This window comes from Pseudomonas sp. 3A(2025) (assembly GCF_054589175.1).
In genome coordinates, this window is the sequence record NZ_BAAILM010000008.1 from 213276 (window position 1) to 225407 (window position 12132).

Sequence of the window (12132 nt, forward strand, 5' to 3'; positions counted from 1 at the left end):
AATGGCTTGAATCAAGACTCCCCGACGAGCCGCTGTCGGTGTAGCCCTTGAACCCGAAAGTTCAAGGTGGAGATTGCAGGAAGTTTTAAGGCTTTCCGTCGGGCGGACATGCACACCAACTCCACGTGCAACCCCCGTGGTTGTGCGTATCGGCTCAGGGACATGACCGACTGGCAAACACTCCAGGGAGCGGCGCAAGTATACAGAAACGTTACGAAATAATCAGCTGTGCGACGAACTGCCACTATTGGGGGCATCGCCAGACAGCTCAAGATCGACCCGCTCAAGCAAGTCGCGCACCTGCTCACGCGTCGAACCACTGGCCTGCACGTCTGGCAGATTCTGGCGATGCAGCAGGTCGTGGGTGATGTTCAGGGCGGCCATGACGGCAATGCGGTCGGCACCGATGACTTTGCCGGTGGTGCGGATTTCCCGCATCTTGCCATCGAGGTAGCGGGCAGCGCTGACCAGGTTGGCGCGTTCCTCGGCCGGGCAACTGATGGAATATTCCTTGTCGAGGATTTGCACGGTAACGCTGTTGCCATTGCTCATGAGTCTTGCTCCAGGGCTTTGAGGCGCGAAATCAGTGACTCGACCTTCTGCCGGGCGATTTCGTTCTTTTCAATGAGATGGGCGCGTTCCTCGCGCCAGGTCTTTTGCTGAGCTAATAGGAACGCATTCTGGCTTTTTAGTTGCTCGACACGTTCAAGCAACAGCTCCAGGCGGGCCATCAACGCTTGTAGATCAGTGTCTTGCATGGAGCCTCACAGATGACTTTCAGATGGGTGGCATGATTGGCAGTGCCGGCTGCACGGCTTTCAAGAGTCTGTTGGACACTCGAACCTTGCAGATAGTTTGTGGGGTTCAGCTTGTGCTGCAACGCTATCAGCCCCTACGATACAAGGCCTTCATTCTAGACATAGCGCCGTTTGGCGACCAGTTGCCCATGCCCACTCAAAATTCTCCCTACAAAGCCTTCGCCACCCTGCTCGCCAGCGGCGGCCATCCGGTCTCTCCTGCCGAACTGCATGGCATGTTGCTTGGCCGCAGCTGCGCCGGCGCCGGCTTCGATACCGAAAGCTGGTTCGCCGATGCCTCGATCCTGCTCGAAACCGAGCCGCAGGATAACGTGCGCCAGGCCTTGGTCGGACTGCAGGAAATGGTCAAGGGCGAGCTGACCAGCGACGACATGACCGTGGTGCTGTTGCTGCCCGGTGACGATGAAGCGCTGACCGAGCGCGCCGCAGCACTGGGCCAGTGGTGCCAGGGCTTTCTGTCAGGCTTTGGTCTGGCCGCCGGTGACCGGGTGATCAGCCCGGAAGCCACTGAAGTGCTTCAGGACCTGGCGGCCATCGCTCAGGTTCAGGATGCGCTGGAAGAGTCCGAAGACGGCGAAAGCGATTACATGGAAGTCATGGAATACCTGCGCGTCGCACCGCTACTGCTGTTCACCGAGTGCGCCAAGGCCAGCGCTGCACCGGCAGCCGAAGCCAAACCTTCGCTGCACTGATCCCATACCGCAAACCCGGTGTGAAGGCATTGCCAACGGCCTGTTTTCACACCGTTTGAACGGGGACGCCCATTACCCATGATGCATATCCCGAAGTCCGAGTACGCCCGGCGCCGCAAGGCCTTGATGGCGCAGATGGAACCCGACAGCATTGCCATTCTGCCGGCGGCAGCGGTGGCGATTCGCAACCGCGATGTCGAGCATGTCTATCGTCAGGACAGCGACTTTCAGTACCTGAGCGGTTTTCCTGAGCCCGAAGCGGTCGTGGTGCTGATTCCGGGCCGTGAATACGGCGAATACGTGTTGTTTTGCCGTGAACGCAATCCCGAGCGCGAACTGTGGGACGGCCTGCGCGCCGGCCAGGAAGGCGCGGTGCGCGATTACGGCGCCGACGATGCGTTTCCGATCAATGACATCGACGACATCCTGCCGGGCCTGATCGAAGGCCGTGACCGGGTGTATTCGGCCATGGGCAGCAACCCCGAATTCGACCGGCACCTGATGGAATGGATCAACACCATTCGCTCCAAGGCCCATCTGGGCGCACAACCGCCGAACGAGTTCGTTGCGCTGGATCATCTGCTGCACGACATGCGCCTGTATAAATCGGCGGCCGAGGTCAAGGTCATGCGCTATGCAGCGCAAGTGTCGGCCCGCGCCCATGTGCGGGCGATGCAGGCCAGCCGAGCCGGTTTGCATGAATTCAGCCTGGAAGCCGAGCTGGAATATGAATTTCGCAAGGGCGGCGCGCGCATGCCGGCCTATGGCTCGATTGTCGCCTCGGGCCGCAACGCCTGCATCCTGCACTATCAGGAAAACAACGCGGCGCTCAAGGACGGTGATCTGGTGTTGATCGACGCTGGCTGCGAGATCGACTGCTATGCCAGCGACATCACCCGCACCTTTCCGGTCAGCGGCAGGTTTTCACCGGAGCAAAAGGCGATCTACGAACTGGTGCTCAAAGCCCAGCACGCCGCCTTCGAGGCGATCGGCCCCGGCCGGCACTGGAACGAAGCGCACGAAGCCACGGTACGGGTCATCACTGCCGGGCTGGTCGAGCTAGGCTTGCTCAAGGGCGATGTCGAGACTTTGATCGCCAGTGACGCGCACAAGGCGTTCTACATGCACCGTGCCGGCCACTGGCTGGGCATGGATGTCCACGATGTCGGCGACTACAAGGTCGGTGGCCAGTGGCGTGTGCTGGAGCCTGGCATGGCACTGACCGTTGAACCAGGCATCTATATTGCGACAGACAACAAGACGGTCGCGAAGAAATGGCGAGGGATCGGTGTGCGAATCGAAGACGACGTGGTGGTGACCCGCCAGGGTTGCGACATCTTGAGCCGCGATGTGCCAAAAACCGTGGCTGAAATCGAAGCCTTGATGGCCGCCGCCAGGGTGCAGGCCGCATGAGCCGCTTCAACCTGGCCATCGTCGGTGGCGGGCTGGTCGGCGCCAGCCTGGCCCTGGCCCTGCAAGCCGGCGCCCGCGAGCGCGGCTGGAAGATCGTGCTGATCGAGCCATTCGCGCCGGGCGATACGTATCAGCCCAGCTACGACGCCCGCTCGTCGGCGCTGTCATTCGGTGCCCGGCGCATCTATGAGCGCCTGGGCCTGTGGCAGGAAATTGCCCGGCGGGCCGAGCCGATTCTGCAGATTCAGGTGTCCGATCGTGGCCGCTTTGGCTCGACCCGCCTGTCGGCGCTCGAAGAAGGCGTGCCGGCGCTGGGCTATGTGGTCGAAAACGCCTGGCTGGGCCAATGCCTGTGGCAGGGTCTGGATCCCGAGGTAATCAGTTGGCGGGTGCCGGCCGAGGTGCGCAAGATGCAGCCGGTCGACCAGGGCTATCGGCTGACCTTGAGTGACGAAACCGAGCTGGAATGCGACCTGGCCGTGCTGGCCGACGGCGGGCGCTCCAGCCTGCGCGAACAACTGGGCATCGGCGTACGTCAGCGGCCTTACGGCCAGAGCGCGCTGATCGCCAATATCAGCCCTGCCGAAGCCCACTGCGGCCAGGCCTTCGAACGCTTCACCGAGCAAGGCCCGATGGCCCTGCTGCCGCTGCCGGAAAACCGCTGTGCGCTGGTCTGGACCCGCACCGGCGACGACACCCAGCGCCTGGCAACCCTCGATGAGCGCAGTTTCCTGAGTGAGCTGCAGGACGTGTTCGGCTACCGCCTGGGGCGTTTGTGCCAGGTCGGCGCACGCCACGTGTACCCGCTGACGCTGATCGAGGCCGATGAACAGGTGCGCTCGCACCTGGTGGTCCTCGGCAACGCCGCGCACAGCCTGCACCCGATTGCCGGGCAGGGCTTCAACCTGTCGCTGCGCGACGCCGATGCACTGGCCCGCACGCTGCTTGAAAGCCCCGGCACGCCGGGTGACCTGGCGACCCTGCAACGCTACCGCGACCGCCAGCAACTCGACCAGCAACTGACCGTGGGCTTTTCCGACAAGGTCACACGGCTGTTCGGCAGCACCCAGTCGGTGGTCACCGCCGGACGTAACCTGGGCCTGCTGGGCCTGGACCTGCTGCCGCCGGCCAAACGCTGGTTCGCCCGGCAGGCCATGGGTCTGGGAACGCGACCCGATGCCTGAGCCTCTAAACACCACCCGGCCTGCGCGCCCCACACGAGTGATCTGAACCATGGAAACCCGCGCAGATGTGCTGATCGTTGGAGCCGGCATGGTCGGCAGTGCCCTGGCCCTGGCGTTGCAAGGCAGCGGCCTGGATGTGCTGGTGGTCGACGGCGGCTCGATGAGCGTCGAACCGTTCGACCCGCAGGCGCCGTTCGAGCCGCGCGTCAGCGCGCTGTCGGCGGCCAGCCAGCGCATCCTTGAACGCCTGGGCGCCTGGGACGGCATCGTTGCCCGGCGCCTGAGCCCCTACGCGCAGATGCAGGTCTGGGATGGCAGCGGCACCGGGCAGATTCACTTTTCGGCGGCCAGCGTGCACGCCGATGTCCTTGGTCATATCGTCGAGAACCGCGTGGTTCAGGACGCACTGCTTGAACGCCTGCACGACAGCGACATCGGCCTGCTGGCGCAGGCCCGTATCGAACAGTTGCGCCACTCCGGCGACGACTGGCTGCTGACCCTGGCCGACGGCCGCCGCCTGCGCGCGCCGCTGGTGGTCGGCGCCGACGGCGCGCACTCGGCCATTCGCCGCCTGAGCGGCACACCGACCCGCGAATGGGATTACCTGCACCACGCCATCGTCACCAGCGTGCGCACCGCACAACCGCATGGGCGCACGGCCTGGCAACGTTTCACCGACGACGGCCCGCTGGCTTTTCTGCCGCTGGTGCGCGAAGGCGAACACTGGTGCTCGATCGTCTGGTCGGTGACCCCGGTCGAGGCCGAGCGCTTGATGGCGCTGAACAGCGACACGTTCAGCGCCGAACTGGAGCGCGCCTTCGAGGGGCAACTGGGCACCGTACTGCATGCCGACGCCCGGATGTGCGTGCCGCTGCGCCAGCGCCACGCCAAGCGCTATGTGGCCCCCGGCCTTGCGTTGATCGGCGACGCCGCCCACACCATCCACCCGCTGGCCGGGCAAGGCGTGAACCTGGGTTTTCTGGATGCAGCGGTCCTGGCCGAAGTGCTGCTGCACGCGGCGGCGCGTGGCGAAAAGCTTGCCGATGAACGCGTGCTGGCCCGCTACGAACGCCGGCGTATGCCGCACAACCTGAGCCTGATGGCGGCGATGGAAGGCTTCGAGCGGCTGTTTCAGGACGACCGGCTATCCTTGCGCTGGCTGCGCAACACCGGCCTGAAAGTGGTCAACGGCTTGCCCGAAGTCAAAGCCATGTTCGTGCGCGAAGCACTGGGGTTATCTGGCGAGATGCCGATGCTGGCGAAAATCTGAGTCGCCGTGTGCAGGCCCGGCGTACGTTTACTGGAGCGGGGTGGCCGGTGTTTCAGAGGTATCCGGCGAGAGCTCTTCTTCCATCGAGCGTTCGGGCTCCGGGGTCAGGTCGAGCAAGTCCGGCAGGTCGTCTTCGACCTCGGCCTCCACCACCGCCACGTCCTCAAGCGGCTCGTTGGTCAGTGCCACCAGGCTAGGGTCCGTGACCCCGGTGAGCTTCTTGCGCAGGCGTTGCAGGTCATCGACGCCCAGTTTGAGCAAGCGTGCCGGTTTCGACTTGAGCAGAAGGGTGACGCTTTGCTCATCGCTGAGCCGGGCCATTTCGCCGGCCAGGTTCATCGCCAGCACTTCGCGGGTGAAGACGCCGGTGTTGTACTGATAAATCGCTGCGATCAGTTCGCGCAGCTCCAGCGGCAGGCGCCAGCGGGTGCGCAGGGCCGAGCCGTAGGCGGCCGAGTATTGTTCCAGCATCTGCGTGATGGTGTTGTCGTCCAGCTTGCCGCCGTTGAGTAGCCACTCCTGCAAACAGCCAAGCACCGCCAGATCGCCCAGCGACTGCAACAGCCCGGCGGTAAAACAACGCTCCTGATTCAATTCGAGCATGCGCGCCAGAATGCGCGCGTAGTCGCCGGTACGCTGCGACATCAGCCACAGCGCGCTGGCCTTGGCCAGCAAGCCGTCATGGGTCAGCACGGCAACACGCTTTTTACCCAGATTGGCCGCAATGTGTGCGCTTTGAGTCGCCCCCAGCGTGGCCAGTGCCCCGCCGAGGGTCTGCACCGGTTTGCCCAGATGCTGGGCGGCGGTGTTGGCGGCGGCAATCAGTACCGCAGTGATATGCGGGTCGTTGCGCAGTTCTTGCTCAAGCAGGTGCACATCCAGGCCCTTGGCCCCCTGACTAAGCCCCAGCGCCGACTCGACATCGACAAACAGCGGCGCGCCGTCGGCGGTTTCCCGGCGGGTGTCGAGAAACCGGGTCAGGGTCATGCCGGGCACTTTGACCGCCCCGTCGGTCGAGCACTCCACCAACAGGCTGCGCAGCCGTTGGCGCAGGCCTTCACTGTTCAGCGGCTTGGTCAGGTATGCGGTGGGCGCCAGCGGCAAGACTTCGCGCACACTGGCGGTGTCGCTGCGGCTGCTGAGCAGGATGAAGGGGATAGGCGGCTGGCGGCGCAGCTTGCGCACCCCGCGCAGCAGACTCAGGCCATCGATAGACGGCAGTTCACGGGCCGCAATGATCAGATCGGGCAGATGGCCTTTCATCCATTCGACAGCCTGTCGGCCATCGGTGCACACCTCCAGCTCGACATCGGCACGTACGCTCAGGACCAGATCACTGAGGGTCTCGCGAACCCAGGGATCGGACTCTGCGATCAATACGCGCGGTACGCCAAGCAAATCTACAGCGGCCATCATCACTCTCCGACATCGATGCCTTCACCTTAGCCAATGCCATCGCCGGTATATAGCCATCAGCCGAAAAAAGACGGGGACGGATGAAAAAACCCGGCCGGTCCTACGGGCAGCCGCTGTCAGGACGGGCGGCAAACGCCTGGGCCTGATCCAGCACGCGCAGCAGGTTTTCGCCCCAGATCGCCGCAATGTTCTGCTCGCTGTAACCGGCCTGTAACAGCCGCTCGGTGATGCGTGGCAATTGCGCCACATCCGCCAGGTCGACCAGCCCGCCACCACCGTCCCAGTCGGCACCACCGTCCCAGTCGGCACCGATTCCGACATGCTCAGGCCCTACCAGTTCCAGAACATGCAGCAGATGCTTCATGAAGTCGTCGAGGCTGGCCTGTGGTTTGGGGTATTGGCGTTCCACTTCGGCGATCTGTGCGGCCAGTTCGCTGAACTCGGGCTGAGTCAGCGCAGCCATCTGCCGCAAACGGGTGTACAGCGGGCGCAAGGCGATGTCGCGGCGCGGGTCGGCTTTTTGCGTCGACAGGTAGCTGCTGTAGGTATTGACCTGAATGACCCCGCCGCGTGCCGCCAGGCGCAACAGCCGCTGATCGTCGAGATTGCGCGGATGAGGGTTGATTGTCCGGCTGGACGAGTGCGAAAGAATGATCGGCGTGCGCGACAGTTCAAGCATCTGATCGAAGGCCTGATCCGAGGCGTGCGAGGCATCCAGCACGACGCCCAGGCAGTTGGCGCGCTGCACCAGCTCGCGGCCCGTCGGGCTCAACCCGTGCCATTCAGCGATGGCGGTGGCCGAGTCGGCCAGATCACTGTTGCTGCTGTGCACCAGCCCGAGCATGCGCAAGCCCTGGCGCTGATAGGTGGCCAGCAACGCCGGATCGGCCGCCAATGGCTGGGCGTTTTCCATGCTGATGAGCACCACGCGCTTGCCCGCTGCGGCAATACGCCGGGCATCATCGGAGGTCAGCGCCAGGCCGAACAGTTGTGGATAACGCTCGGTCAGGTCACGCAGGCGCAACAGTTGCGACAAGCCATAGGCGGCATCTTGCGAGCGCCCCGCCACACTGCGCTCACCCTGCGGCGTGTAGATGGCCCAGAAACCGCCATCCAGTCCGCCTTCCAGCATGCGCGGCAGGTCGACCTGCGACAGGTCGCTGGCAAAATCATGCCGTTGCAGAATGTCCCAGCCCGGCCGCACCAGTTGCCGCGAGGTGTCCATGTGGCTGTCGAGCACCAGCAAACGCTGATGCAGCGCCAGCGCCTGTTCGCTGACCGGTGCCGCCTTTACGCCCGCTGCGCACAGCAATGCGCCAGCCAGTAGCCAGGCGCAGCGCTTCACAGCGGGTGTCCGAACAACTGCGCGATGCTCTCAGGTGCGGTCAGCAGCCCCAGCAGTCGCTCGCGCAACGCAGGCTCGCAAAGCTGCTGCAGTTTGTCCTCGAACAGCGCCTGACGCGCATCCGCCTCCAGGCCGTCGAACGGCCCTGAACGGCTGAACCGGGCCACTTCGCGCTCGCCGTGAAAAAACACCAGCACCGCCGGGAAGCCGCCGGTCGCCTTTTGCTGCGCGGTCAGCTCGGGGCTGGCCACCACCTCGATACGCGGCATGAACGCCAGCACCTGTGCATCCTTGATCGCCGCCGGCTCAAAATCTTCCAGCACCGAACGCTGACGCACCAGCGCGCTGGCCACCGCATACGGCAGGCTGAAACGCGCCGCCAGGTGATTACCGATGACACGGGTCGACAGCGAACTGGCACTGCCCTGATTGACCTCCACGCGCACGCGGGTCACGTGCGCCAGGTCCAGTTCAGCGCCGCCTTCCAGGGCTGCGCGGATCGCCGACTGGCAGCCGAAGCAGGCCGGGTAAGCTTTGAGCGCATAAGCGCCAAGGTCCACGGCCAACGGGTCGATCAACAGCTGCTCAGGCTGCGCCGAATCGAAGCCGAAGCTGGCCAGCCAGCCATGCTCGCCGGTCAGCGACGTCTTCGGCCCGGTCGCGCCGGCCTCGGCGAGCAGCACCGATTGCAGGGCATTGCGGGCGCTGAAGCCCACGGCCAGGTCCTTGTCGAGGCTGTAGCTGCCGACCTTGGGCGACAAGGCCGAGAGCAACCCTGCGCTCAGGGTCGTGGCAGTGATGGCCGCCGCGTGCAGGGCCAGTTCGTTGTCGTCGCTGATCAAGGCCGCCGCACCCAGGCTGGCGGCAATCGGCGCGATCAAGGAGGTAGTGCGAAAGCCCGCCTGCCCGGTGCGGTGCGAGCGGCCCAACGCTTGCGCCAGGCTGACATTGGCCGCAAAGGCAATCCACAAGGCGCGCAGCAAACGCTCGCCGCCAATGCCACGCTGTTCGGCCAGGGCCAGCAGCGTCGGCACGATCACCACGGCGGCATGGCCGTTGTTGCGCGGGTTGATCAGCACTTCCTGAAAATCCAGCGCCTCGGCCGCGCAACCATTGAGAAACGCGGCATCGCTGGCGCTGACAACAAAGTCCGCGCCCCAGACCGAGCAGCCTGTGGCGTGCACCTGAACCAGCGCCTGGTCCACCTGCGTACCGCCCAGCTGTTTGCGCCGCGCATGACTGGCAATCGCTACGGTGTCGGCCACCAACAAGCCAAGCATGGCCGCCGTTTGCGCGGGCAGCGGTGCGGCCAGCAGGGCCAGATGGTTATCGGCCCATTGCCTGTCTATCGTTTGCCCATCTATCGTTGTCGTCGCCATTAATCCACACCGTTTGCCATGATGCCGCCGTCGATCACAAAGTCGCTGCCGTTGGCGTATTGAAAAGCAGGATCGGCCAGGGCACGTACCGCCCGGCCAATTTCGTTCGGTTGCGCCAGACGCCGCGCCGGAATGCGCGACAGCAGGCGCTGCTCATCGAGGCGACCGGCCTGCAGTGCCCTGTCGACCATGTCGGTGCGCGTGTAGCCGGGGCTGACCGACAGGGCGCGGATGCCGAACTCGGCAAAGTCCAGCGCCAACACCTGGGTCATCGCCACCACACCGGCCTTGCTCGCCACATAACTGGCACGGCCGGGGCCGGCGCGATGGGCGACGAACGAGCCGATATTGATGATCAGCCCGTCATTGGAAGCCTTGAGCGCGGGAAACGCTGCCTGGCAGGCGTAAAACGTGCCGCTAAGGTTAGTGTCGATCACCGCCTGCCAGTCCTCGACCGACAAGGTCGCGGCATGCCCGCGCCGGGCAATGCCGGCGCAGTTGACCAGCACATCGAGGCGGTCCAGGCCGGCGGCGGCGCGATGCAGCGCATCCGGGTCACGAATATCGACGGTCTGCACCGGGTATTCACTCACCGTGTCAGGCTCAAGGTCCCAACCGATCACCTCGCAACCTTGCTCAAGAAACGCCAGGGCCACGGCGCGGCCGATGCCGCTGGCGGCGCCGGTGACCAGTACCCGGCGCACCGTGTTGTCGTGCGTCATCACAGGATCGCTCCTTGTTCCAGTAAGGTGGTTTTGATCGCGGCCAGCGGCGCACGCTGCGCCAGGCCACACGACAGGGCCGCCGCGACACCGGCCGCATGCCCGGTGGCAAAGGCGCAGCCCATGACCCGTATCGAGCCAAAGGCCTGATCGTCGGCGCCGATGCAACTGCCGGCCAGCCACAGGTTGCAGCAGCCGTCGGGAATCAACGCGCCGTACGGCACGTGAAACCAGCCGTTGCCGGCAATCGGTTGATATTCGGTCACGCCGGGGCACGGGTGCAGTTCGCAGGGCCAGCCGGAACGGGCAATGCCATCGGCGCGGCGCCGCGCTTCGAGCAAGTCGCAGGCCCGTACATCCTGCTGCGAACGCACGCTGCGGGTGCCGCGAATGCCCAGCCGTGGGCCAGTGACTTCCAGTTGTGCGGCGGCAAAGCCGGGCACCACACGGCGCAGGGAATCGAGATAGTCGTGGGCAATCGCCCGGGCTTCGCTTTCGGCACGGCTAAGGCTGGAGCTGGTGCAGTCGGGCAAATCGACATCGACCATCATCGCCCAGTAACTGTTGGACCACGGCAGGCGCACAAAGAAGCCGCCATTGGCCCGCGCCAGCGGATGGCCGGTACGTTGCCGGTAATCGGCAGCCGCCGCCTCCAGGTCGCTGCGAGTCCATTGGCAAGCGCTGTCGACAGAGGTGATGCGCGCCGTCAGCGTGGCAGCCTGAATGCGCGGGCGCACGCTTTGCGGGGCGATCATGGCAGCAATGTTGGCATTGCCGGTGGCATCGACCACCGTGCGCGCCTCGACCTGAAACAGCCCATCGGGGTCGCTGCACAGCAAGGTCTGGATCTTGCCGCCCTGCAAGTCGGTGGCCACCACGCGACAATGCAACAAGGTCTGGATGCCGGCCTCTTCGACCAGACGGTCGAGCACGCGCTTGAGGCGTTCGGGGTCGAGCAGGATGATCCAGTTGCCGGAGCTTTGCCGCACCGGGGCGATATCAAGGCCCATGGCCCGCAAGCCGTCGAGCACGCGCTGGCCCATACCGGCGACCACCTGCTCGGGCGCCTCCCCTCGTGTATAGAAGCCGCAGTAGGACTGCACGCCGGCCACGGTCGCGGTGCCGCCGAGAAAACCGTAGTCCTCGATCAACGCCACCGAGCGCCCGCACTCGGCCGCCGCCAGTGCCGCCGCCACACCGGCCGCACCGCCGCCGACCACTGCGACGTCGACCCGCAGCGCCGGGCGACCGCCGGTCTGCAAGCGGCGGCTCAGCAAGGCCTGGCTCATAGCACCTTGTCCAGAAAGGCCCTTGTACGCGGGTCTTGCGGGCGATCGAACAGGCTTTCGGCGTCTGCATGCTCGACCACACGGCCCTGGTCCATGAAGAACACGTAATCGGCGGCCTGGCGGGCAAAGCGCATCTCGTGGGTGACCAGCAGGCAGGTCATGCCTTCGGCGGCGATCTCCTGAATCACCGTCAGCACTTCCTTGACCGTCTCCGGGTCCAGCGCGGCAGTGACTTCGTCGAACAGCATGACCTCGGGCTGCATGCACAAGCTGCGGGCAATCGCCACACGCTGCTGCTGGCCGCCGGACAATTCGCCGGGGTAGGCGTTTTCCTTGCCGTCCAGGCGCACCTTGGCCAGCAGCGCACGGGCCTGGACCTCGACTTCGCCGCGCTTGCGGCCCAGCACCTGAATGGGCGCCATCATCACGTTCTGCAGCACGGTGCGGTGCGGGAACAGGTTGTAGCCCTGGAATACGATACCGACCCGCCGACGCAGCGCCTGCGCGTCCAGCCGGCGGTCGTCGACACGCACCCCGGCCACCTGGATCGAGCCGCCGTCCAGCGCGGTCAGGGCGTTGATGCAGCGCAGCACGGTGCTTTTGC

General features: G+C 64.9%; 12 protein-coding genes and 1 other RNA gene. 4 read left to right on the forward strand and 9 right to left on the reverse strand.

What is annotated here, in order from left to right; genetic code table 11:
• Positions 1-14: 14 nt before the first annotated feature.
• From ssrS to ACYP2A_RS03150, 3 genes are all read right to left on the reverse strand, one after another.
• Positions 15-192: non-coding RNA, 6S RNA (ssrS, locus tag ACYP2A_RS03140), on the reverse strand.
• Between the two features lie 30 nt (positions 193-222).
• Entirely contained in the window at positions 223-552 is a 330-nt protein-coding gene (locus ACYP2A_RS03145) for a cell division protein ZapA (protein ID WP_459742657.1), read from the reverse strand.
• Positions 549-758 (reverse strand): TIGR02449 family protein, encoded by a 210-nt coding sequence (locus tag ACYP2A_RS03150; protein ID WP_459742659.1) that lies wholly within the window; start codon positions 756-758, stop codon positions 549-551. Before ACYP2A_RS03150 ends, ACYP2A_RS03145 begins: the two co-directional genes overlap by 4 nt.
• 188 nt (positions 759-946) lie before the next feature.
• On the opposite strand from ACYP2A_RS03150, the gene ACYP2A_RS03155 reads away from it, so the two are divergent.
• From ACYP2A_RS03155 to ACYP2A_RS03170, 4 genes are all read left to right on the forward strand, one after another.
• The gene (locus ACYP2A_RS03155) at positions 947-1510 is read left to right on the forward strand and encodes a YecA/YgfB family protein (RefSeq protein WP_459742661.1); all 564 of its coding nucleotides are present in this window, start codon (positions 947-949) and stop codon (positions 1508-1510) included.
• 78 nt (positions 1511-1588) lie between these two features.
• Complete coding sequence (gene pepP / locus ACYP2A_RS03160) at positions 1589-2923, forward strand: Xaa-Pro aminopeptidase (RefSeq protein WP_459742662.1); 1335 nt, start codon at positions 1589-1591, stop codon at positions 2921-2923.
• A complete protein-coding gene (gene ubiH, locus ACYP2A_RS03165) occupies positions 2920-4107 on the forward strand; it encodes a 2-octaprenyl-6-methoxyphenyl hydroxylase (protein ID WP_459742664.1) in 1188 nt (395 codons plus the stop codon). Before pepP ends, ubiH begins: the two co-directional genes overlap by 4 nt.
• A 49-nt stretch (positions 4108-4156) precedes the next feature.
• Complete coding sequence (locus tag ACYP2A_RS03170; RefSeq protein ID WP_459742666.1) at positions 4157-5377, forward strand: 2-octaprenyl-3-methyl-6-methoxy-1,4-benzoquinol hydroxylase; 1221 nt, start codon at positions 4157-4159, stop codon at positions 5375-5377.
• A 27-nt stretch (positions 5378-5404) separates the two neighbouring features.
• Here ACYP2A_RS03170 and ACYP2A_RS03175 read toward each other — a convergent pair whose 3' ends face one another.
• The 6 genes from ACYP2A_RS03175 to ACYP2A_RS03200 all read right to left on the reverse strand — a co-directional run.
• Positions 5405-6793, reverse strand: coding sequence for an HDOD domain-containing protein (locus tag ACYP2A_RS03175; protein ID WP_459742668.1), 1389 nt, complete (start codon positions 6791-6793; stop codon positions 5405-5407).
• A gap of 100 nt (positions 6794-6893) precedes the next feature.
• The gene (locus ACYP2A_RS03180) at positions 6894-8138 is read right to left on the reverse strand and encodes a dipeptidase (RefSeq protein ID WP_459742670.1); all 1245 of its coding nucleotides are present in this window, start codon (positions 8136-8138) and stop codon (positions 6894-6896) included.
• Positions 8135-9517, reverse strand: a complete 1383-nt coding sequence (locus ACYP2A_RS03185) for an MmgE/PrpD family protein (protein ID WP_459742672.1) — start codon at positions 9515-9517, stop codon at positions 8135-8137. Before ACYP2A_RS03185 ends, ACYP2A_RS03180 begins: the two co-directional genes overlap by 4 nt.
• Positions 9517-10239, reverse strand: a complete 723-nt coding sequence (locus tag ACYP2A_RS03190) for an SDR family NAD(P)-dependent oxidoreductase (protein ID WP_459742673.1) — start codon at positions 10237-10239, stop codon at positions 9517-9519. Before ACYP2A_RS03190 ends, ACYP2A_RS03185 begins: the two co-directional genes overlap by 1 nt.
• Positions 10239-11528: an FAD-dependent oxidoreductase gene (locus ACYP2A_RS03195; protein ID WP_459742675.1), complete on the reverse strand. Its 1290-nt coding sequence runs from the start codon at positions 11526-11528 to the stop codon at positions 10239-10241. Before ACYP2A_RS03195 ends, ACYP2A_RS03190 begins: the two co-directional genes overlap by 1 nt.
• Positions 11525-12132, reverse strand: a 608-nt coding sequence (locus ACYP2A_RS03200) for an amino acid ABC transporter ATP-binding protein (RefSeq protein ID WP_459742677.1), incomplete at its 5' end; no start/stop codon positions are given. The genes ACYP2A_RS03200 and ACYP2A_RS03195, both read right to left, overlap by 4 nt.

Excerpts from the sequence above, each read along its gene's own strand:
- ACYP2A_RS03145 (WP_459742657.1), bottom strand. The coding sequence starts at position 552 with ATGAGCAATGGCAACAGCGTTACCGTGCAAATCCTCGACAAGGAATAT.
- ACYP2A_RS03150 (WP_459742659.1), bottom strand. The coding sequence starts at position 758 with ATGCAAGACACTGATCTACAAGCGTTGATGGCCCGCCTGGAGCTGTTG.
- ACYP2A_RS03155 (WP_459742661.1), top strand. The coding sequence starts at position 947 with ATGCCCACTCAAAATTCTCCCTACAAAGCCTTCGCCACCCTGCTCGCC.
- pepP (WP_459742662.1), top strand. The coding sequence starts at position 1,589 with ATGATGCATATCCCGAAGTCCGAGTACGCCCGGCGCCGCAAGGCCTTG.
- ubiH (WP_459742664.1), top strand. The coding sequence starts at position 2,920 with ATGAGCCGCTTCAACCTGGCCATCGTCGGTGGCGGGCTGGTCGGCGCC.
- ACYP2A_RS03170 (WP_459742666.1), top strand. The coding sequence starts at position 4,157 with ATGGAAACCCGCGCAGATGTGCTGATCGTTGGAGCCGGCATGGTCGGC.
- ACYP2A_RS03175 (WP_459742668.1), bottom strand. The coding sequence starts at position 6,793 with ATGATGGCCGCTGTAGATTTGCTTGGCGTACCGCGCGTATTGATCGCA.
- ACYP2A_RS03185 (WP_459742672.1), bottom strand. The coding sequence starts at position 9,517 with ATGGCGACGACAACGATAGATGGGCAAACGATAGACAGGCAATGGGCC.
- ACYP2A_RS03190 (WP_459742673.1), bottom strand. The coding sequence starts at position 10,239 with ATGACGCACGACAACACGGTGCGCCGGGTACTGGTCACCGGCGCCGCC.
- ACYP2A_RS03195 (WP_459742675.1), bottom strand. The coding sequence starts at position 11,528 with ATGAGCCAGGCCTTGCTGAGCCGCCGCTTGCAGACCGGCGGTCGCCCG.